Origin of the sequence: Dyella lipolytica (genome assembly GCF_030160075.1) — a bacterium.
GTDB classification, from domain to species: Bacteria; Pseudomonadota; Gammaproteobacteria; order Xanthomonadales; family Rhodanobacteraceae; genus Dyella_B; species Dyella_B lipolytica.
Map to the genome: position 1 here is coordinate 1079510 of NZ_BSNQ01000003.1, position 22193 is coordinate 1101702.

The 22193-nt window shown below is 59.3% G+C and carries 18 protein-coding genes and 3 tRNA genes; 4 read left to right on the forward strand and 17 right to left on the reverse strand.

The window, feature by feature from the left end; translation table 11 throughout:
• From QQL64_RS06205 to QQL64_RS06230, 7 genes are all read right to left on the reverse strand, one after another.
• Positions 1 to 3048, reverse strand: a complete 3048-nt coding sequence (locus QQL64_RS06205; protein WP_284397057.1) for an efflux RND transporter permease subunit — start codon at positions 3046 to 3048, stop codon at positions 1 to 3.
• Positions 3045 to 4118 (reverse strand): efflux RND transporter periplasmic adaptor subunit, encoded by a 1074-nt coding sequence (locus QQL64_RS06210; RefSeq protein ID WP_284397061.1) that lies wholly within the window; start codon positions 4116 to 4118, stop codon positions 3045 to 3047. The genes QQL64_RS06205 and QQL64_RS06210 overlap by 4 nt, the downstream gene beginning before the upstream one ends.
• A complete protein-coding gene (locus tag QQL64_RS06215) occupies positions 4115 to 5467 on the reverse strand; it encodes a TolC family protein (RefSeq protein ID WP_284397063.1) in 1353 nt (450 codons plus the stop codon). Before QQL64_RS06215 ends, QQL64_RS06210 begins: the two co-directional genes overlap by 4 nt.
• Before the next feature lie 149 nt (positions 5468 to 5616).
• On the reverse strand, positions 5617 to 6105 hold the full coding sequence (locus tag QQL64_RS06220; RefSeq protein ID WP_284397065.1) for a peroxiredoxin family protein: 489 nt from the start codon (positions 6103 to 6105) through the stop codon (positions 5617 to 5619).
• Positions 6106 to 6228: 123 nt separating this feature from the next.
• A complete protein-coding gene (locus QQL64_RS06225) occupies positions 6229 to 7284 on the reverse strand; it encodes a transporter (RefSeq protein WP_284397068.1) in 1056 nt (351 codons plus the stop codon).
• A 233-nt stretch (positions 7285 to 7517) separates the two neighbouring features.
• Complete coding sequence (locus QQL64_RS18250) at positions 7518 to 7847, reverse strand: DUF2946 domain-containing protein (protein WP_404601033.1); 330 nt, start codon at positions 7845 to 7847, stop codon at positions 7518 to 7520.
• Between the two features lie 133 nt (positions 7848 to 7980).
• A complete protein-coding gene (locus QQL64_RS06230; protein ID WP_284397070.1) occupies positions 7981 to 8802 on the reverse strand; it encodes an SMP-30/gluconolactonase/LRE family protein in 822 nt (273 codons plus the stop codon).
• Positions 8803 to 9266: 464 nt separating this feature from the next.
• Between QQL64_RS06230 and QQL64_RS06235 the strand changes: the two genes are divergently transcribed.
• The 4 genes from QQL64_RS06235 to QQL64_RS06250 all read left to right on the forward strand — a co-directional run bounded on the left by QQL64_RS06235 (position 9267) and on the right by QQL64_RS06250 (position 13765).
• A complete protein-coding gene (locus QQL64_RS06235) occupies positions 9267 to 10217 on the forward strand; it encodes an FRG domain-containing protein (protein ID WP_284397075.1) in 951 nt (316 codons plus the stop codon).
• A 32-nt stretch (positions 10218 to 10249) separates the two neighbouring features.
• Entirely contained in the window at positions 10250 to 11038 is a 789-nt protein-coding gene (locus QQL64_RS06240) for a hypothetical protein (RefSeq protein WP_284397079.1), read from the forward strand.
• A gap of 876 nt (positions 11039 to 11914) precedes the next feature.
• Positions 11915 to 12850 (forward strand): restriction endonuclease, encoded by a 936-nt coding sequence (locus QQL64_RS06245; protein WP_284397081.1) that lies wholly within the window; start codon positions 11915 to 11917, stop codon positions 12848 to 12850.
• 36 nt (positions 12851 to 12886) lie between these two features.
• A complete protein-coding gene (locus tag QQL64_RS06250; protein ID WP_284397086.1) occupies positions 12887 to 13765 on the forward strand; it encodes a DUF2971 domain-containing protein in 879 nt (292 codons plus the stop codon).
• A gap of 436 nt (positions 13766 to 14201) precedes the next feature.
• Here QQL64_RS06250 and QQL64_RS06255 read toward each other — a convergent pair.
• From QQL64_RS06255 to serC, 10 genes are all read right to left on the reverse strand, one after another.
• Positions 14202 to 14275 (reverse strand) — tRNA-Cys (locus tag QQL64_RS06255).
• A 79-nt stretch (positions 14276 to 14354) separates the two neighbouring features.
• Positions 14355 to 14430 (reverse strand) — tRNA-Gly (locus QQL64_RS06260).
• 147 nt (positions 14431 to 14577) lie between these two features.
• Positions 14578 to 14653 (reverse strand) — tRNA-Gly (locus QQL64_RS06265).
• 54 nt (positions 14654 to 14707) lie between these two features.
• Positions 14708 to 15349 carry a CDP-diacylglycerol--glycerol-3-phosphate 3-phosphatidyltransferase gene (gene pgsA, locus QQL64_RS06270; protein ID WP_284397088.1) on the reverse strand — a complete coding sequence of 214 codons (642 nt, stop codon included), beginning with the start codon at positions 15347 to 15349 and terminating at the stop codon, positions 14708 to 14710.
• A 43-nt stretch (positions 15350 to 15392) separates the two neighbouring features.
• Positions 15393 to 17219 (reverse strand): excinuclease ABC subunit UvrC, encoded by a 1827-nt coding sequence (uvrC, locus tag QQL64_RS06275; protein ID WP_284397091.1) that lies wholly within the window; start codon positions 17217 to 17219, stop codon positions 15393 to 15395.
• A gap of 54 nt (positions 17220 to 17273) precedes the next feature.
• Positions 17274 to 17741 (reverse strand): low molecular weight protein-tyrosine-phosphatase, encoded by a 468-nt coding sequence (locus tag QQL64_RS06280; RefSeq protein WP_284397093.1) that lies wholly within the window; start codon positions 17739 to 17741, stop codon positions 17274 to 17276.
• Positions 17738 to 18514 (reverse strand): 3-deoxy-manno-octulosonate cytidylyltransferase, encoded by a 777-nt coding sequence (kdsB, locus tag QQL64_RS06285; protein ID WP_284397096.1) that lies wholly within the window; start codon positions 18512 to 18514, stop codon positions 17738 to 17740. The genes QQL64_RS06280 and kdsB overlap by 4 nt, the downstream gene beginning before the upstream one ends.
• A gap of 55 nt (positions 18515 to 18569) precedes the next feature.
• Positions 18570 to 19886, reverse strand: a complete 1317-nt coding sequence (gene aroA, locus QQL64_RS06290; protein WP_284397098.1) for a 3-phosphoshikimate 1-carboxyvinyltransferase — start codon at positions 19884 to 19886, stop codon at positions 18570 to 18572.
• Complete coding sequence (gene pheA, locus QQL64_RS06295; protein ID WP_284397101.1) at positions 19883 to 20971, reverse strand: prephenate dehydratase; 1089 nt, start codon at positions 20969 to 20971, stop codon at positions 19883 to 19885. The genes aroA and pheA overlap by 4 nt, the downstream gene beginning before the upstream one ends.
• 87 nt (positions 20972 to 21058) lie before the next feature.
• A complete protein-coding gene (serC, locus tag QQL64_RS06300) occupies positions 21059 to 22144 on the reverse strand; it encodes a 3-phosphoserine/phosphohydroxythreonine transaminase (RefSeq protein ID WP_284397106.1) in 1086 nt (361 codons plus the stop codon).
• Positions 22145 to 22193: the final 49 nt, after the last annotated feature.

Here is a 22193-nt window from a genome sequence, read left to right on the forward strand (position 1 = left end):
TCACAGCCGCTCCGCACGCGAGCGCGTGAGCACTGAGTAAAGCACCGGCATCACCAGCAACACCAACGGCACCTGCACCAACATGCCAGCAATGATCGCGACCGCGAGCGGTTGCTGCATTTGCGAACCCGAGCCCAACGCGAGAGCCAACGGCGAGAGCGTAAGGATCGCCGCCAGCGTCGACATCAGAATGGGACGGGTGCGGTATTGGGCCGCTGCCAGCAAGGCCTGATGCAAGGGCAACTCGCGGACGGTTTCTTCCAATTCGGAGAAGTAGAAGATCGCTACCTCGGTCACGATGCCGACGATCATGGTCATACCCATCATCGCCGAGATATTCAGCTCGATGCCGGTGATCCACAGACCGATGAACACCGCACCGAGCGCGAGCAGCGGCATCGCCAGAATCGCCAACGCCACGCGAAAACTTTCATACAGGAAAAGAAGCAGCGTAAATACGAGCGCAATGGCGGCGATCAGCACCACGGTCAGGCCGCGAAACGCCTCTTGCTGCTGCTGATAAAGGCCACCGAGTTCGTAATACATGCCCTTGGGCAACAGGCCCGGCTTGGCCAGCATTACCTTCACGTCATCGACGGTCGCGCCCATGCTTCGCCCGCTGATGCGGCCCGTGACCGCCACCATGCGTTTGAGGTTGTTGCGTGTGATCTCAGGCTGGCCCTGTACGACTTGCAGCGTGGCAATCTGCGACAAAGGCAACAAATGACCATCCGCCGCTCGAATCGGCAGCGCTGACACTTGCTCCAAATGACGGTATGACGTTGCGGGCAAGCGCACGCGCACGCCTACCATTTTGCCTGCGGCGGGCAGCTGCGCGGAAACGGTGCCATCGATAGCGGCAGTGACCTGGTCGGTGACTTCCGCGGGATCCAGTCCCTGCAACGCCGCTTTCGCCGGGTCGACCGTCACGGTCAGCGCATCGCCCGCCGGGTTAATGCCGTTGAGCACGCCGTTGACGCCCTTGACCTTGCCTAGTGCATCGGCAACTCGTTCGGCGGTTTCATTAAGCTCGTCGGCGTTGTCGCTGTAGAGCTGAATTTCGATAGGCTGGGGCACGGCGACCAGATCACCGATCATGTCTTCCATCAGCTGCGACACATCGACATCCAGGCCCGGCACTTTCGCCTGCGCCTCTTTGCGGATGTCGTTCATTACATCTTCGGTGGGCGGCCGGGAGCCATTCTTGAGGCGGACGAAAATGTCGCCCGTGTTGGCTTCCGTCAACCCGTCGCCCAACTGCAAACCGGTGCGTCGGGAATACGTATCCACATAGGGATTAGCCCGGATGATGGCTTCCACCTGGTTGAGCAAACGCCCGGTCTCTTCCAGCGACGTACCCGGTTTGGAAATATAGTCGAAGGTGAAACCGCCCTCGTCCATCGCCGGCATGAAGCCCGTGCCGACGCGGCTATAGGCCAGAGCGCCTATAGCAAGCAACGGCACTACCAATACCAACACCCAAACGGGGCGCTTCAGCCAGCGCAGCAGCACGTTTTGATAACCGCTTGCCATGCGTTGCGAGGTGCGGCTCGACGAGTGATCAGCGATATGCCTTTGGTCGAGCAACCGCTCCGAAAGCAAAGGCACCACGATCCATGTCAGCAGATAGGAGATCACCAGCGCGCTGGCCATGGTCAGCGACAAGGCCTTGAAGAACGCACCCGTGACGCCGGTGAGAAACGCGAGCGGCAGAAAAATCACCACCGTTGCAGCGCTGGAGCCAGTCAGCGGCCGGGTGAACTCCCACGCTGCCAGCGCAATCCGTTCGTTGACTTCGCCAGTGGCGCCACGCAGCCGGCGCATGATGTGCTCCAGCATCACGATCACGTCGTCGATGATCAAACCGACGGCCGCGGCCATGCCGCCGAGCGTCATCATGTTGAAGCTCATGCCCAGCACGTGCAGCAACAACACGGTAATCGCCAGCACGGCCGGCACCACCATCATGGCGACGAGAATCACGCGGGTGTTGCGCAAAAAGACGAACAGCACCAGGCCGGCCAGCACGATGCCTACCAGGATCGCATCGCGCACGCTACCCGCCGCACCGGTGACCAGTTGCGACTGGTCGTACCAGTTGGCGACATTCACGCCGGCCGGCATTTGTGGTGCATAGTCATGCAGCCGTTGCTTGACGTCGCGGGCGATCTGCACGCTGTTGCCGTCGGGCTGCTGGAAAATCTGCACCAGCACCGCGTCCTGGCCGTCGGCGGTAACGCGAATCCATTGCGGCACATGACTGATCGTAACGTTGGCAATGTCGCCAAGGCGCACGACACCGTGACTATCCGCACGAACAACGATATTGCCCAGCTCCGCCACGGTACCGGGCTGATTCTCGGCCAGCAGCAGATACAGCTTGTAGTGATCGGAGACGTGCCCCATCGCCTGGATCGTCGCGGCATGACTGACGGCCGTTGCGACATCGACGAGGCTTAGATCCTGCGCACGCAGCCGGTCCGGATCTACATCGGCGTGGAATTCCGCCACCTCGCCGCCCTGCACGCTGACATGAGCCACGCCGGGAATGCTGCTGAGCAAAGGGCGCAGCTGATATTGCGCCAGATCGTACAAGGCGCTTGGCGACAAGGTGTGCGAGCGCAGGCTGTACGCCACCATCGGGAATGTCGTTGGATCCATGCGCCGGCTGGTAAGCAGCGTGCCGGCCGGCAGTTCGGGCAGCACCTGGCTGGCCGCGGCATTGACGTCGCCCAAGGCACGGCTCATGTCCGTGCCCCAGTCGAAGGTCACCTCGATATCCGCGCTGCCACGACTGGTGGTGGATCGCACATCCCGCACGCCGGGCACGCGCCGCAATGCACTTTCGATGGGCGTGGTGACGGCGATGGCCATCTGGTCCGCCGGACGGTCGCCGGCATCCAGCGCCAGCTGCACGCGCGGGAACGCCACATTCGGAAACAACGCCACCGGCATGAACACCGCACTGGCGATACCGCCGATGGCCAGCATCAACACCAGGAACAATAGCGAGCGCCGGTGGCGCTGCATCCATGCAGTGATACTCACTTGGCAGGCTCCTGCTGCTCGCGCACTGCGTCGCCGTCGTTCAATTCGTAGCTGCCGAGCACGATGATGCGCATCTTGCCGTCAAGCGCACCTTGAACGCCGACGGTATCGCCTTCGGAATGCTTAAGAGTGATGTCGATGCGCTTGGCGTGGTCGTGATCCACAGTAAAAACGTAGTCGCCCTTGTCGTCATGCAGGACCGCGTCGCGCGGTAACGCCCACGCCGTATAGCTCGCGGTCTCGATGTTGGCGCGTACCGCTGCGCCAGCGACCAAACTCGCGCTCGCGCTGGGCGGCAGTGCAACCTGCAGCGGCAGCAGATGTGTCTGCGCGTCGATCGCCTGGCCGACCATGTTGATTTGGCCGTCCAACATGTCGCCGGAACCGTAGACGCCTTGCACTTGCACCGGCATGCCAGGCTTCAGGCGCGAACCATCTTCCGGCTGCACACCAAGGCGAGCAATCAATCCATGCAATGGTGTGAACGACAACAAGGCTGCACCGGCCTGGAAGCGATCGCCGAGATTGACGTTCAACGCGGTGACCACGCCATCGGCCGGCGCGCTGATGATTTCTTCAGCGGACCCGCCGCCGAGAGCGCGCTGGGCATCCAGTCCGGCTTGTGCGTCGTCCAGCGCTTTGTGTGCGGCCGCCAGTTGCGATTGCGTCGCCAGGTGCTGTGCGACCATCTGCTCGGTGCGCTTCAATTCGCCGGTAGCTAGCTCCAGCGCGCTTTGCGCCTGCCGGTATGTATTGCGCGCCGCCGGATCAGGCGCAATGTGCAACAGTGCCTGGCCGTGTCGCACGGTCTGCCCCGCTGCGACATCCGCACCTGTTACCTGCCCGCCATGACCCAGACTGATCACGGTTGCCCGATGCGGATCGCCGACCGCAGTACCCCAGGCCTGGATCGTGTCGTGAAACGACTGGCTGACCGGCGTCGTAGTCGTAATCAGTACCTGGCCACTGACATCGGCCGCATCGTCGCCATCCGCAGCCCCGCCACCGCAACCGGCCAGCAGAGCAAGCAGCGCCACCAACGTAGCGCGAGTCAGAAGAAATCGATTCATGGTTTGGATGTCGAGGCGGAAGTGGGTTGAAGGTCGGTATCGCCTAGCAGCGTTTCCAGCGCAATCGACTGCTGCGATTGCTGGTCGCGTGCCGCGATGAAATCCATGTCTGCGCTGAGTGCATTGGCACGGATAGAGAGATAGGTCGGCCAGTCGATCAGACCTTTCTGCCAGGCAGCTTCTGCGGCGCGGCGGGCGTCGTCCAACTGCGCGGCATGGGTTTGCAACTGGTCACGCTGCCGGGCCAGCGTATCCTGATCGATCATCAGCTGTTGGATGTCGTTGCGCGTGGTGAGCACGCGATTCTCGTAGTCATCCTTGAGTTGCTGTCGCGTCGCTTTCTCGATGGCGATGTTGCCGCGGTTGCGATCGAACAACGGCAACGTCAAACCGATATTGAAACCGTGGGAAACGACATTCGAGTTATCGCGCTGGCGATCGACACCCACATTCAATGCGGGGAATTGCGCGCGTATCGCGCCACGCAGGGTAGCTTCCTGTGCTTTATAGCCGGCCTGTAGGGCCAGCAGATCCGGTCGCCGTTGCGGCAGGCTGGTCAGCGCAACCTGTACTTGGTCGGGCGTAGGTTCCGTTCGGAATGGCTCGCCGATCAAATCCAGCGGCGCATCCGGTGCAAGTCCGAGCAGCACGCGCAAATCATGCTCGGCCTGATGCAATTGGACCGTACGATCGGACAACTGCTTGCTGGCATCGGCATAAGCATTCAGTCCTGCACTGGCGCCGTCGTAAGTGAGATTGCCCTGTTGCAGCGCTTTGCGCACATAGCTGTCGACCGAAACCAATGCAGCCTTTTCGGTAGCGAGCTGCTGTTGCTGGGCACGCAACGATGTCACTTGGTTGAACAACAGACGCGCCTGAGCGATCGTTTGCCACTCCGCCCATAGCAGATCCAGATTCACTTGATCGGCCTGGCTATTTGCAGCGGCCTTGCGCGTCGAGCGGGTGAGCAGGCTGGTGATGTCTTCGCTGATGCCGTAGACATACGGCGTCGTGGAACCCGGTTGGGGATGCGTTATGTATTCCTGGTTGATGGCAATTTGCGGATCGGGCAACAGTCCCGCGGCAAACGATTGCGCACGGGCGATGCCCAGCTGATCGCGCAGCACCTTCAAATCGGGATTGTTGGCGACGGCGAGCATCGCCACATCCGTGACGTCCAAACCGTGCGAAGGATCGAAACGGTGCGTGCGCAACGCCGGCAACGGCATATCCGCCGCATTCACGGTGAGCTTCGAAACATCGCTGGCCCCCTGCCCGCTGCCCAGTGGCTGCGGCGAATACGTTGCACAGCCGGCCAATAAAGTGCCCGCCAGCGCGCACGCCGCCATGCCCGCTCGCCATGAGTGCAAACGGGGCGTTGCTTCAAAAAGTAACCAAATCTTGGACAACCGCACTCAAACGCCTCCTGCCTGATACCTGCATAAGGCTAGCGGCTCTGGCTTAGCAATTACTTTGGACTAGGGATATGGCGAAAATACTACGGCGCATGGGCCAGCAACGGCGTAACCACCTGCTCCAATCGGTCGGCCGTCCAGGCCGGTTGTTTGTCCTGCCAACCGTTGTCGACCAGTCGGCCGTTGCGGTCGATGGTAAAACTTACCGGCAAATGCCAGATACGGCCATAGCCAGGTACATGAGGATCGCCCAGCAACCCGACCGGAAAGCTCAAATTGCTTGCGATCGTCCGCACCTGGTCGAGTTCATCGGGGGTATCCAGGCTGAAGCCCAAGACCACCAGACCTTGCTTGGCGTGTTCTTGCGCGTAGCGAGAGAGCAATGGCAACTCTTCGCGACATGGATCGCACCAGGTCGCCCAGAACGTCAAAATCACGACCTTGCCGCGCAGATCGCGCAGATCGATCCGTTTGCCGTCGAGTGTATTTAGCGTGATGGGCGGCGCCGTCTTGCCGACGACCAGATCATCGGCAAGTACAGGGAGCGTTGTCACCGCCAGTATCAGGCCCATGCAGGCGTAGCGTAGATAGCGGGATACAAGTCTGGATGTTGGTAAAGGCATCATGCTGATCTTTGAAGAGTGTTGCCGTGGTAACGCGGCAACGCATAAGTTTAGTGGTCAGGTTTTGTAGCGTCAGAGTTTCATGCTGATGCCCACGGTACCGGTCCAGCCCGGGAACAACTGATAGCCCTGAAGATGGCTATAAACGGGTACCTGCACGAACGCATACAACTGAAGATTTTTGCTCAGGCTGCCGCTGATGCCTGGGCTTAGATAGACCACCGTACCCTCGGTGTCAGGGGTGTCGGCCAGAAAGCCCTGATCGGCCATCTTGTGGAACCAGTTGATCTGCAACTGCGGCACCCAGTTCGCGTGCGCTTCATAACGCAGGCCAAAGCTGACGGAAGTGAGATTACCAGGGCGGTAATTTGCACCAGGCGTATCCAGATTCTCCTTGACCGCCGCCTGGAACTGCCCGTTGACGAAGGCATCAAAGTTCTGGCTCACCGGCTGGAAGTAATACGCTCCGGCAATCAGGTCGGTGCTGCCCGTACCTGCCTGCAAGCTGGTATCCAGCGATTGGCCAAGATTCGGGCCGGAGTGAAAGGTCACCGGATGCCCTACCAAATTGCCGTCTACCGACTGTCCACCGTAGTTGCCGGTGGGCAACTTGACGCCGAACTGCACGCCGAAGTTGTGCGTCGGTAAAAAGCCCTGATAGCTCGCCAATATTTTGGTATCGCCAATGCCTGCGACGCGGGCGCCGCTGAGCTGGTCCGACGCGCTCTCCGCAGGTGTGTACGGTTGTAGTTGCGTGCCGTAAGTGTTGTGACCCCGCAGCACGTAGGGAACGATGAGCGTCACACCCCAGTCGGCATTGAAGCGATAGATCGCGGAGACATTGATGTAGCGATTGATCGTACCCTTCTCGATCTCGCCACCGCCTAACGATGGATTGGAAGGCTGGTTAACGACCTGCTCCGGCGTCGCCTTGCTGCTGCCATGACGCAGCTGATTCTGGTCGATGTAGGTGTAATCGATATTGATACGCCAACCAGACGCCGTGGAGTAACCGGTTGCGGCATCCGTACTAAGTGTGCAGCCGCATGTGGCACAGGCGTGCGCAACTTGCGGAAGCGTGCTGATCGCAAGCAAGCTCGTCCAAACGGCCAGAGGTTTAGCTATCAAGCGCATTTTTCGGTCAACGGTTTGAATACGAGGCGTGCGTATGTGATTCATGGCGCGCATGAATGAAACTCCGAAGCTTGCTGCAGCTATCGCAATAGCTCGCAGGACAAAGGCAATTGACGTACTCCCGCGGCGAACATGCGCACGCAGCGATGATTCGCTCGTCGGAAGATGATTCAAAAAATAGGGACAAACACTCGCGGCAAGCACACCACGATCGGTTCGTCAGTTGGCTAGCCGATGCGCGGTGGTCCGCGAGGGTTCGCACTCAGGATGGGCGATGTATACGCATCATCGGCCCTAGCGACCGCCGGAGCAGCCAGATTTGGTGCCACCGGAAGAAGATGAAGCACCTCGCCGGAGGCAAGCAGCGGTGCGTGATTAAGCAGTACGCAATAACCGCACTTTACGGTGGGATCCGCGGGGCTATCGGGAACAGCCGGATGCTTCGTCGCCTCAACCTGATGGTAAGGACAGGATGCATCCAAGCCCTGCATCGGGCCGCTCATCGGCATGACCCGCGAAATCGCCGGCATCACGACAATAAGCGCCATGGCCAGCATCGCTAGCCAGGCAACCCATTGACGAGATTTGTTCCGTCGAAGCACCGATATTCCCACTGCTTAGGTGTGCGTTAGCCTCGTTACATTAACACGGCGGGCACACGTCAATGCGAAATGTGGCAAAGCGTCACGCTCAAGAAACCACCGACGTTGCGGCCAAAGGCCAGCCAGCGCCAGGCACCGGCACGGGAACGGACAGCACTTGTCCAGACCCCTGCATTTCACCCATGCGCGCCATGCCGAACCAGTTGGCAGCGGTGATATAGAGCGTCTGCCGCGTGGGTCCTCCGAGCATGCATGCGAAAGCGCCGCGATCCAGTATTACTTCATCCAGTACGGCCCCACCTTCGCGCACCCGTACGCAACGCTGGTTCGGCACATCGGCATACCAGACAGCACCGCTCTCATCCATGCAGATGCCGTCGGGCGTACCCGTGCCAAGGTTCGCCCAAACTCTACGCCGAGAGAGGCTGCCGTCTGCGGCGATGTCGAACGCGGTAAGGCATCGCCCGTGAGACTCGGCCACGATAAGAACGCTGTTGTCCGGTGTTACAGCCATTCCATTTGGAAAGGCAAAGCCTTCTGCTTGCGCTTGCACCTTTCCATCCGGCGTGACCAACACGAGTTCGGCGCCGTTGACGTAAGCATTGCCGCGGCCATCCACAACAATCTCGTTCCATTCCGTTCCGCCAAGATCAGCGAAGGGTTTCACTTCGCCGGATTTCTCTCGTCGCAATAGCCACTGCTCGCCCGAAGCAACGATCAGCATTCGCCCGTCGACGGAAAAATCGAACGACAAGGGCGGCGCTTTCGCCCGCGCCATCACGTGCGTATCGCCTTGGCTGCCCAGGGTCAGGATTTCACCCGCCATCCAATCGGCGAACCAGAGCTTTCCCTCATGCCAACGGGGTGATTCCACCAGACCGCGGTCCTCTACATGCGTGGAAACGTTCATTGCTGTATGCCTCCGTCAAAAACCGAACATGCAAGTTATGGCTTATCTAGAGACGTTCGAACTTTCCGGAATCAGACATTCCCATTCCAGATCGGGTGACAAAAAGGCACTGAATGACTACGCGCAGAAGTGATGCGCAAAGAAAAAGCGCCACAAGGGCGCTTATTCACACGTCGCAATGGAGGCCGAGGTCGGAATCAAACCGGCGTACACGGCTTTGCAGGCCGTTGATACGCCTACGAATCAATAGCTTACGGGCCACGCCACCCATTCTCGACACCAAGGCCGTCCTCGACAGTTCCGGACGGAGCACCTCGTGCCAGGTACTATTACGTCACGTCCAAATGTCCACTTTCGACCCAAAGCGGCCTGTCCAGTGACGAAATGAAGGAGTCATTTCTAGCAGGACCTTCATCTTCGGGTGTGGCACGTATCATGTGCTCAAACGGTGGACGAGGATGACTATGGGTGACTTCATCAAGACCGAAGACTGCGGCACCCTGGCCGAGTTTTGGACACGCATTTCACCAGTACACCCTTCGTTCGCTTCGCCCACAATGGTCTTTCGAGGGCAACGTGTCAGCGCTTGGCGACTCATACCCAGGGTGTTTCGCAAGGACGTCCGGCAGGAATTCGATTACGGCATGTTCGCGATGCCTGACCGTGACCATCCATTGCAGACCATCTTTGAGTTCACCCTGTTAGCGAGTTTCATGCAGTTTTGCGATGCCCGAGGCCTCGCCGTGCCCGGTGATTCGCCACAATTTCGGGAGTATTTGGCGCGGATCATGATTAAGTATTCCTCGCACAACGAAGCATGGCCCGACCCCATGATTCTTCCGCTCATGGCGCTAGCTCAGCACCATGGCGTTCCCACTCGCTTACTTGACGTATCAAGCAATCCCTATGTCGCCGCTTACTTCGCTGCATCGTCTACCATCGAAGCGTTTTCTAAGCTTCGCAACGATCAGGACCGCGCAGATTTTGCCAGGGGCCAGCGTCTTGCCGTATTTGGAGTCGATGTAGGAACGCTTCACAACGCTGTAGGCATTAGGCAGATCCGGGTGCCAGGTAGCACCTCACCGAACCTATCCGCTCAGGCCGGTTCTTTTTTACTTGTCGAGAACCACGGAATGCGGGGAGAGCCCTTTGTTGAGGATGTATCCATCGAAGACAAGCTTGAAGCTCTTCCCAAGCTTAGCGACGAACTGAGAACACCAATTGACGCAACTTTGCTCACCAAAGTGACGCTCCCAGTCGGTTACGCAGCCATGCTACTTAAGTGGTGCATGCGACACGGTATAACGGCGGCGACGATCTTTCCCGGTTATGACGGAGCCGCAAAGGCGGCAATCGAGCTTGTGATGGCCGAGCGCTTTGAAGCCGCCATGAAACCGTCGTCTTTCACCACATAGGGGCACCGGCAGCTGACACACGAGGTGACGAAATGCCCGCTAACCGCAATGAGTTCGTAAGCACTGTACTAACCCTGATGGCTGAAACCGTATTGACATTCGAGGGAAAAGTTCCTCGTCCGCGGTTGATAGACGTCAACGCGCGCATCGGGCACGCTTACCGCTATGTGGAGAAATCGCCGCATCAGGCACTGGTGCTTAAGGTGGCCCGCCTCACTTCGTGTGTAACCGGCGCCGTGACGATGCTAAGAGTGGGTCTTTACCAAGAACAAGGCGCACTTCAACGCATTATTGACGATACAAACGACGACATATTCTTCATATCAATCGGCATGCTCAGGGGATTCGAACCACTGCACGAGAGGTTCTTTGAAGCCTTTTGGGCAGAAGAGTTTCCTGATTCCACAGACACATTGGCCAGGCATGAAAGGCCGGATTTCCCTCAGCGAAAGAAAATACGTGCGTACAACGCACGTATGGGTCTGGGTGAAAACGCCAACCTTTCGCTTGTTTCTGACGTCGGGGCATCTCTCGCAAGTGCCTATTCGGGGTTTATCCACGGGGCTTCAAGTCAAATTATGGATATGTACGTTGGCCAACCGCCGAAATTCCATGGAACTGGCCAACTCGGATTGGGACGCGAGAGTTCACAACTTGGAGATGCCGCAAACTGCATTTACCGCGCCTTATTCTCCTTTGTTTTGGTTGCCAGAATGTTTGAAGACTACGTGCTGCGTGACGCGCTTCACGACGCGGCGCGTAGGTTCGGAGATGTCTTCGGCTTAAATGAGCTACCACCACATTTACAATCCCGAGTCTAAGAAACTACCTTGCAATTTGTGAAAGTGCACGCGAGCGGTGTGGCATGGGCATCGTGTCCGAAGATATAAAGAAATTGCAGCAACGTCCGCTTTCGACCCAAAGCGCACATTCCGCCCGGAATGCGGCAGAGCGCTTCGTGCCAGCTCATGCACAGCGGTTGGCGCCACCTGCTGACTCTTCCGAATTTTATGTCCCCTGAACATCGAGTCTGTTTGCACTGGAACCAGCCGGAACTCACCTTGCGTCTAATAGTTGGCTACCAATGAAAGATTCCTTGCCGATTTGGCCACAGCATGAAGCCTTTTACATACAGAGCATGCTCTTTCACACAAGGCAGGCATGTATCTCCATCGACTTCTTAGGGGGCTTGGTTAGCCGCTTGTCTAGCAACCGGAAAGCGGGTTCCACGTCCGACTTCGATTGTTCGGCCGCCCTAGATAGTGTTCAAAATTTAGTGTTTCGGGCGGCGGCAATTTCTCGCTACTTTTGGCCCACTGGGAAGCAATTTGAATCCCGCGGCGATAGACTCAGAGCCGCATTTGAAGTCAAAGAGGATTCCCCACTACGCAACCGCGATCTACGAAATGCTGCCGAACACTTCGATGAGCGTTTAGACACCTACCTGAAGACCGGCATAGCTGGCTATGTCATTCCTGAGTGGTTCGGACCGCTACAAGAACGAGAAGAACCTACTCACTACTTTCGGGCCTACTTCATCAACACTGGGTGCTTACGGATTCTAGATCAGGAATTTTTTGTTCCACCGATTGCAAACGAAGTCGTTCGGGTCCACAACCTACTGGTCACGTTCGATCAGAACGGGGGGCGAATGCCGTGAGTTTGACATCTAACGAATCACTCAAGTGGGTACCTACATGCCAGCTCTAGACTTCAAAGAGATCGCTATTCCAACGCACGGCCCCACCCGCGACGACTTCGAGATGTTCGCTCGCGATTTTCTGGCATTTAAAGGTTTCAAAATTATCGTCGGCCCAGATCGCGGAGCAGATGACGGGCGCGATCTCATCATTGAGGAGAAGCGCACCGGAGTCGGTGGTGAAACCAACGTTCGCTGGCTCGTCAGTTGTAAGCACAACGCTCACAGCGGGTCTTCCGTTACACCCGGTGATGAGAGCGACATTCGCGACAGGCTCCAAATGCATAGTTGCCAAGGCTTTGTCGGTTTTTATTCGACCCTACCTAGTGGCGGCCTTGCCGCCAGGCTCAACGCCGCCAATTTACCGTACGAGGTTCAAGTCTTTGACGGCGGACGCATCGAAGCAGAACTCCTGGCAAGTCCCGGCGGCATTGCAATTGCCCGTAGATATATGCCGTCCTCGACGGCAGCATGGTCGACTGAGCACCCTGTTCCGGCAAGACTCTTCGCAACTGATCCTGAGCTAAAGTGCGCACACTGTGGGAAAGACCTGCTTGGACCGACGCCGTCCGGAATCCTTGTGCTATGGACCTCGCACAATGAGGACTTCACCGATAAGCGCGTAGAGACCGTTTACTGGTGTTGCAAAAGCGATTGCGATCAAGCACTAGTTGCCAAACACTATCGAAGGGGGCTCACGGATGGCTGGGAGGATATCCCTGACATTATCGCACCCGTCGGCTACATTCGCTGGATCATGGCTGTAATCAATGAAGTGCATGGAAGGCGCCCCTATTCCGATAGCGCTCTGGCAAACATCAAAACATTTTTTGTGAATCTATTTCCTCTCGTTTCAAGAGAGATGACCAGTGTAGAGAAGAAACAGATTCAGCGACTTATTGAACTCCCTGTTGGACTTGGTGGCTCCGGCTAGCCGACCTATTCGACATTTCGGCTAAGGGATATTGACGTGCCAGATACACCGCGGTCTTTCTACAAATACATGACGGCAAATACTGCGAAGATCGTCATGAATGCCGGTCGACTACGTTGGTCTCGGCCGTCGCGTTTCAATGACCCGTTCGATATGCAGGTCAACCTTCAGATTAGGTTTGACGAAAATCGGGTGGTAGACGCCATACTCCAAAAGATGTGGGAACGTGTTCAAGGGCGCGCTCCAGCGGCCAAGAATCAGCTTGGACAATTGCTCGATGAGACAGCCCCCATCCACTTACAACGTGGCCATCAGGCTTTTCTCAGTGGTCAGCGGCCCGGGATCTTGGGATCGTTAGAAGGGCTACCAAGCGTCCTAGATGACTTAAACGGTCAACTTCAAGCCGCCTTGGCCACCACCAAAATCATCTGTCTCAGCGCGCGTAAGGATAGCGTCCTGATGTGGTCTCATTACGCCGAAAGCCATTGCGGGATCGCCCTGGAATTTTACGCCCCGGACGGAGTGGACAGCCCCTACAAGGTTGCGCGTCCAGTGAACTATTGCGACGAAGTGCCTTCCCTCTTCAGCGAGGAGGAGTTGTCGGATTTTCTGTCAGGCGGCTCAGCTCTCACTCACGAAATCATTGATCGAATCCTCTACGCCAAGGCGATTCCCTGGCGCTACGAGGAAGAGTGGCGTATCGCGACGGGCGACGGCCGCGACCCCACGGCTGAATTCGAGGACATTGAGTTCCTTCGCGAAGAGTTGCGCGCCGTTTACTTTGGATGTAAGGCGAAAGACCAGGACCAAGCGGCCATCGCGGAGCTCGTGGATGCCCGCTATCCGTGGGCAGAAATCTGGCGGTGCCGCCGGAGCCTAAATGCGTGGGCTCTTGATTTCGAGCGATTGAGATAGCCCTCTAGGTACGCGATGCGCCGAGGTGTTCATATTTCGCCTTCATGGAAGTCAGCTTTATTCGCCGCAGGCTGCCCTGGCGACAGTGCGGGCCGCGCACCAGACAAGCCGCGTAGCGCTACCTGCTCCATGCACGCAATATCCAAGTCTCCCGCGAGCGCGAAGTCACATGACTCACACGCAAGCAGGACATTGAGCACCCTTCCCTCGGGCTCAACCCTCGCGCTCATCCATTCGCCGCACTTCGTACACTGCATCGCATGCATGTCGTCTCCCTATCCATAGAACTCGCGTACACGTCCAACCAGGATAGTGACGCGAGTTTGCCACCCGAAAAAGGGTGGCAAACAGGCGATTTTGGGCGTTTTTTGGCGGAATCTCGCGTAAGAAAAAACCGCCTTGCGGCGGTTAACTCTTTGAATCACAAGTTTCGCAATGGAGGCCGAGGTCGGAATCGAACCGGCGTACACGGCTTTGCAGGCCGCTGCATGACCACTCTGCCACCCGGCCATTGCTGGGATTGACGATCTTAGCGGATCGGGTCCCCTAGAAAAACAAAACCCCGGTGGCCCGAGGCTTTGCGTGAAACTGGAGCGGGAAACGAGACTCGAACTCGCGACCCCGACCTTGGCAAGGTCGTGCTCTACCAACTGAGCTATTCCCGCATCGGAGCGTGCAACTATAGCAGAATCGGGTTAGATGTGAATAGCCGATGCTGATTTTTTTCAGCGATTCAAGCCACTTGCCGCACATTCTTGAAGTACTTCATACGACAAGGCCCCGGGCTTGCGCCTGGGGCCTTGTCTGAAAACTGGAGCGGGAAACGAGACTCGAACTCGCGACCCCGACCTTGGCAAGGTCGTGCTCTACCAACTGAGCTATTCCCGCATCGGAGCCGCGCATTTTAACGTGTGAAACGAGCCCGTCAAGCGCCGGTCTCGATCAAGCGTGCGGATCGCCGGGAGGCGCGACGGAAGAAACACGAGGATCTTTGGATGCCTGCGCCGGTGCATCCCCATGCAGCGCCGGCCACGCGGCACGCAGGTAATACAGACCCGACCAGATGGTAAGCACCCCGGCGATCACCAGCAGTGCCTCGCCGATGTGATACAGACGCAAGGCCTCGGCGCTTCTTTCGTGCTGCAGAATCAGCACGATCAAGGCCACCATCTGCATCACGGTTTTCAGCTTGCCGATAAACGCCACCCGCACCGTGGAACGCAGGCCGATCTCGGCCATCCATTCGCGCAGCGCGGAGATGCTGATTTCACGTCCAACAATGATCGCCGCGGTTATCGCCATCACGATGCCGGACCAATCGCCGCGATGCGAGTTCACGAGCATGAACAGCGTGACGGCCACCATCAGCTTGTCCGCCACGGGATCGAGGAAGGCGCCGAACTGGGAGGTCATGTTCAACCGACGCGCGAGATAACCATCGAGCCAGTCCGTGACACCGGCCAACGCGAAGACGATAGCGGCCGTGATGTTGTGCCCACGGAACGGCAGATAGAACACCAGCACCATCACCGGCAGCAGCGCTACGCGGAACAGCGTCAGCCAGGTCGGCAGGTTGATGCGCATGGGTCCCTTCCGTTTTCTTCAGTGTCGCACGAGTGGGTGACAATCAGGCATGGAGCGCGTCATAGATGCGTTCGGCCAGGCCGCGATCAATCCCCTTCACTTGCATCAGTTCTTCGACACCGGCGGCTTCAACCCCAGCCAAACCGCCAAAGGCCTTAAGCAGCGCCGTGCGACGACGGGCACCGACACCCTGCACGTCTTCAAGCACACTGCGCTCGCGGGCTTTCTCGCGACGCTTGCGATGCCCGCTGATGGCGAAGCGATGCGATTCGTCACGCACTGCAGCCACCAGATGCAAGGCTGGCGACGTCGAGCCTGGGTGTATCTCGCGGTTTGATCCGGCCAGTACCAGGGTTTCCTCGCCAGCGCGTCGGCCCGGCCCTTTGGCGACGCCGACGACTTCGATGCCGGTGATGCCGAGGTCACGTAGCACATCTAGCGCCTGTGCCACCTGGCCACTGCCGCCGTCGATCAGCAGGATGTCCGGTCGGGCGCCCTCGCCTTCCGCCACCTTGCGGAAACGCCGCGTGAGTGCCTGATGCATTGCCGCGTAATCGTCCCCGGGTGTGATGCCGCTGATGTTGAAGCGGCGATAGTGCGACTTCTCCGGCCCTTCTGGACCAAACACTACGCAGGACGCCACGGTCGCTTCGCCGCGCGTGTGGCTGATATCGAAGCATTCGATACGACGCGGGGATTCGTCCAGCCCAAGCAGATTCTGCAGATCTTCGAAGCGCGTACCCAGTGTCTGGCGACTGGCGATGCGCGACGTGAGCGAAGCCTGGGCATTGCGTTCCGCCATTTGCAGGAACTGCGCGCGCTCGCCACGCACGCGTGTCTTGATCTCAACGGCATGGCCGCATTGCTGGGCCAGCACCTCGCCGAGAATTTGCTCGTCCGCAATCGCTTCGCCGAGAATGATCTCACGCGGCACCGGCCGATCCAGATAGTACTGGGCGATGAACTGCGCCAGCACATCGGCCGGTTCGGCATCCAGCGGCAGACGCGGATAGAAATCGCGCGTGCCCAGGCTGATGCCGTTGCGGAAGAACAACACGCTGACGCAGGCGATGCCCGATTCGATGCGACAGGCGATGACATCCAAGTCCGCCGTGGTGCCTTGCACGTGGTTCTGCGCGTGCAGCTTGCGCAGTGCAGCGACCTGGTCGCGCAACGCGGCGGCACGCTCGAAATTCAGCGCGGCACTGGCTTGTCCCATCGATCCGGCCAGCTCGTCGATCACCGCGCTGCTGCGGCCTTCGAGAAACATTTCCACGTGCCGTACATCGTTGCGGTAGTCCTCCGGACTGATCAGCCCTACGCAGGGGCCGGTACAGCGGCCGATCTGGTACTGCAGGCAAGGCCGCGAGCGATTGCGAAAGTAGCTGTCCTCGCACTGACGCACCTTGAACAGTTTCTGCATCAGGTTGAGGCTTTCGCGGACGGCGAACGCGCCCGGGAAGGGTCCGAAATAACGGCCCGGCTGATTGCGCGCACCACGATGGAAAGCCAGTCGCGGATAATCCTCGCCGCCCGAGAGGTAGATGTACGGATAGCTTTTGTCGTCGCGCAGCAGGATGTTGTAGCGCGGCTTGAGCGCCTTGATCAGCTGTGACTCGAGCAACAACGCCTCGGCTTCCGTGCGCGTAACGGTGATCTCGCAGCGTGCAATCTGCGCCACCATGGCTGCGATGCGAGGTTCCATCCGCGGCTTCAGGAAATAGCTACCGACCCGCTTCTTCAGGCTGCCGGCCTTGCCGACGTACAGCAATTCGCCCGCCTCGTCGAAATAACGATAGACGCCGGGCGACGTGGTAAGTGTGCGAACAAAGGCCTTGCCGTCGAAGGCCTGCGAGGGGGCGGGCTGCATAGCGATGATTTTAGCCCGTTTAGCCCGATTGCTACGCCTATTCGCCGAAGGTATTCAGCCGGCGCGCAGGCGGTCGATCAGGCCACGGACGCCTTGCTCGGCGAGGAGGACGGACTGCATGAAATCGGCCCGCTCGCCGTAATAAGGGTCGGGAAATTCATGCGGCGATATCACGCCAGCCCACTCCAGAAACAATGCTGTTTTTTCCTGCCCTTGATGGGCAGCCATGTGTTGCAGCTCACGCAGGTTGTCGTGATCCATCGCCAGCAGCAGGTCGTAGCGCTCGACGTCCGTCGCGCGCAGCTGTCGTGCGCGGTGGGGATGCAAGTCATAACCCGCCGCGGTAGCCGCCATCTGCATGCGCGAGTCGGCGCCTGCGCCGACATGCCAGCCGCCCGTACCGCACGACGCCACCTCGATATCCAGTCCGACCTGGGCGAAGTGCTTGCGCGCCACCGCCTCGACCAGCGGCGAGCGACAGATATTGCCCAGGCATACGAACAAGATGCTGCTAACCGTCACCGCTGAGCGCTCAGCCAGGCTTCGGCACGCTGCAAATCAACGTCGGTATCGATGCCGGGCGGAAAGGGTTCCGGAGTAAGCCGTACGGCGATCGGGTAGCCGTGCTCCAGCACACGCAGTTGTTCCAGCGATTCGGCCTGTTCCAGCGGCGTGCGCGACAAGCTCGCATATTGCTGCAGAAATCCCGCGCGGTAGGCGTAAATGCCGATGTGCCGCAGGAACGGCAGCCCATCCGGCAAGGCGTTCTGATTTGCCGCAAAGGCATCGCGCGCCCATGGCAGCGGTGCACGGCTGAAATACAGAGCACGACCATTGGACGCCCGCACCAGCTTCACCACGTTCGGGTCGAACAGTTCGTGTGCTTCGGTAATCGGAGTCGCCAGGGTCGCCATGGGCGCATCGTCCTGAGCCAGGGCGCGGGCGACTTCGCGGATGCCGGCAGCGGGAGCAAAGGGCTCATCCCCCTGCAGATTGACGACGATGGTGTCGGCCGGCCAGCCATAGTGGGCGGCGCACTCGGCCAAACGATCGCTGCCCGAAGCGTGATCGCTGCGGGTCATGCACACATCTACGCCCTGCCCGGCCAGCGCATCGGCGATGCGCGCATCGTCCACCGCGACGACCACCTGGGTGGCGCCCGCCTGCAATGCGCGTTGCGCGACCCGTACGACCATCGGCACCCCGGCAATCGTACGCAGCGGCTTGGCCGGCAGGCGCGTCGAGCCGTAGCGGGCGGGAATGGCGACGATAAAAGCAGGCGTGACAGCGGACATGGCGACCTCGTTGCGAACGCGCGCAAGCGTACCTGTAACAGCGTCCGCAGACGAGCTAGCCCGTAGTACTCAATGCAAATCCACAGCCATTGGCAAGTTCGAGGAATCCCGGAAACGAGGTAGCGACATTGGCGCAGTCGCGAATCGTCACCTCGCCTTCCGCGACCAAGCCGGCAGCGGCGAAGCTCATCGCGATGCGGTGATCGCCGTGGCTCTCCACTGTACCGGTGCCGATGGAGCCACCATCGATGATCGCACCATCCGGTGTTTCCTCGATGCGAACGCCTAGTGCGCGCATACCAGCGGCCATGGTGGCAATGCGATCCGACTCTTTGACGCGCAATTCGGCAGCACCGCGAATCACTGTGCGACCCTTCGCAACGGCGGCCGCGATGAACAAGGCGGGAAACTCGTCGATCATGTCCGGCACCAGCGCCTCGGGCAGCTCGATGCCATGCAACGGTGCGTAGCGAACCACGAGGTCGCCCACTGCTTCGCCGCCACTTTCGCTGCGGTTTTCGACGTGGATATCCGCGCCCATCAATTGCAGGGCTTCGAGCAGTCCTGTGCGCCGCGGGTTCAGTCCCACCGCCGGCAGGCGCAGTGTCGAACCAGGCACGATGCTCGCTGCAACTAGGAAGAATGCCGCCGATGAAAAGTCGGCGGGCACAACGACGTCGGTAGCGCACAGGCGATGACCGCCTTCCAGCTTGGCATGGCCCGGGGAAAACACGATCGGCCAGCCAAAAGCCGCAAGCATGCGCTCGGTGTAGTCACGCGTCGGGTGCGGCTCGATCACTTCCGTGCTGCCTTCGGCGTACAAGCCGGCCAGCAGCAGTGCGGATTTGACCTGAGCGCTGGCCACCGGCAATTCATAGCGAATGCCGTGCAACGCTCGCCCGCCGCGCACGCGCAGCGGAGGCAGGCCATCTTGGCTATCGATTTGCGCGCCCATTTTCGCGAGCGGGTCCGTGACTCGTCGCATCGGGCGCTTGGACAAGGACTCGTCACCGATCAATGTGCTGTCAAACGATTGCCCTGCCAGCAAACCCGTAAGCAAGCGCATACCGGTGCCGGCATTGCCACAGTCGAGCGATTTGTCCGAGCCGCGCAAGCCGTGCAGGCCAACACCGTGCACGATACGTTCGCCCGCTGACGGCGCCTCGATCGACACGCCCAGCTGCGACAGCACCGCTGCGGTGGCGCGTGTGTCTTCGCCTTCAAGGAACCCGCGAATATGCGATGTACCTTCGGCAATGGCCGACAACATCATCGAACGATGCGAGACCGACTTGTCGCCAGGCACCACCACATCGCCTTGCAAGGAACTTACGGGACGGCTTACCCAGTCCAGACGCTGCGCACCGCTCACGGCAACGCCACCGGATAGGAACCCAGCACGCGTACTTGCATGGCTACCGGCCCCATATCCTTCAATGCTGCCTGCAACGGCTCGTCGTCGATATGACCGGAAACGTCGATAAAGAAAGCGTATTGCCACTTGCCCGTGTGCGCCGGGCGCGATTCGATACGGTTCAAGCTCACGCCATGCTTGGCGAACGGACTGAGTACGTCGTAGAGCGCACCGGGCTTATCGTTGACGGTAATCAGCAACGAAGTGCGATCGTTGCCGGATGGCGGGAACAGCGAGCGACCGATCACCAGGAAGCGAGTCGTGTTGTCGGCACGGTCTTCGATGGCATCGGCGACCGTTTTAAGTCCATAGATCTTGCCTGCAGTGGCGCCGGCAATGGCGGCGGCATCGTCGGTGTGTCGGGCCAGGCGCGCACCTTCGGCGTTGCTATGCACGGCAATGCACTCGGCGTCCGGAAGGTTGATGCGCAACCATGTCTTGCACTGTTGCAGCGATTGCGCATGACCGTAAACACGCTTGATGCCTTCCAGCGATTCGCGCTGTGACAGCAAGCATTGGTGAACGCGCAATTCCACTTCGCCACAGATACGAGCCTCGGAGGTGAGGAACAGATCCAGCGTGATCTGGATCATGCCCTGCCCGGAGTTCTCCACCGGCACGACGCCAAAATCCGCATGGCCTGCCGCGACTTCCTGAAATACTTCCTCGATGCTGCCCAATGGCAAGCCATAGGCCGCATGACCGAAGTGCTTACGCACGGCCTGCTCGCTGAAGGTGCCTTCCGGCCCCAGATAGCCGACCTTGAGCGGATCTTCCTGCGCGAGGCAGGACGACATGATTTCGCGGAACAGGCGCACCATCTCGGTGTCGGAAAGCGGACCGCTGTTGCGATCCACCACCATGCGCAGCACATGCGCTTCGCGTTCGGGTCGGTAATAGTCGATCGCTGAAAGCCCCTCACCTTTTACACGCGCCACTTCGCGTGCCCAGTTGGCACGTTCGGAGATCAGTTCCTGGATCTGCCGGTCGATGCTGTCGATGCGTTCCCGCACCTCTCCCAGCGATGACTTGGGGTCGTTCATACGATGGATGTCCAAGCGTAAAGAAGTCTGAATTCAAAACACATAGTGCCTGAAACGCGACGGATTGTCCGTATCAGGCGCCGTGGATCAGCCGTGTCGGCGGGCAAAGTCGCGCATAAAGGCGACCAGTACCTGCACGGCCTCCAGCGGCACGGCGTTGTAGAGCGACGCACGCATGCCGCCCAACGCCTTGTGCCCCTTGAGCGCCAACAAGCCGGCGGCTTCCGATTCCTGCAGAAAAGATGCGTCGAGCGCACTGTCGTGCAAGGTAAACGGCAGGTTCATGCGTGAGCGCACCGGCGGATCGATCGGATTGCGATAGAAGCCTCCCGATCCATCGATGGTGTCGTAGAGCAACGTGGCTTTGGCGCGATTGCGTTCGGCCATCGCTTCCAGGCCACCGTTCTCCTTCAACCATTGGAAGGTCAGGCCGGCGAGATACCAGCCCCAGGTGTTGGGCGTGTTGAGCATCGAATCGTGGGCGGCGTGCTCGGCGTAACGGAAGATCTTTGCCATCGGCCGGCCCTGCCTTTCCAGCAGATCACGGCGCACGATCATCAGTACCAGACCGGACGGCCCGATATTTTTCTGCGCACCGGCGTAGATCAGCCCGAAGCGGCTGATATCGATGGGGCCGGACAAGATATCCGATGACATATCCGCAACCAGCGGGACGTCGCCCACATCGGGAATGTCCTGGAACTCCACACCGTGGATGGTCTCGTTGGTGGCGATATGCACATAGCTCGCAGCGGGATCGAGCTTCCACGTATCCCGCGCCGGCATACGCAGGTAGTTGTCGGCCTTGCTGGTCGCCGCCACGTTGACCCGCACATAGGGCGCTGCTTCGCTGGCCGCTTTCTCGCTCCAGTGACCGGTAACGATGTAATCCGCGCTATCGCCTTCGCGGGCGAGGTTCATCGGAATCTGCGCGAAATGCTGGGTCGCCCCACCCTGCTCGAACAGCACGGCGTAGTTGGCAGGAATGCGCATCAACTCACGCAGATCGGCCTCGACTTGTGCAGCCATGGCGGCAAAGCGCTTGCCGCGATGGGATTGCTCCATCACCGAGGCGCCGCTGCCGCTCCAGTCGAGCAGCTCGCGCTGCGCGCGTTCGAGTACCGGTAGCGGCAGCGCCGCCGGACCTGCGCTGAAATTCCATACCCTGCTCACGCCCTGCTTCCCGTCGTGGATGATCGATGCATTATGCCGCGCCGCAGCA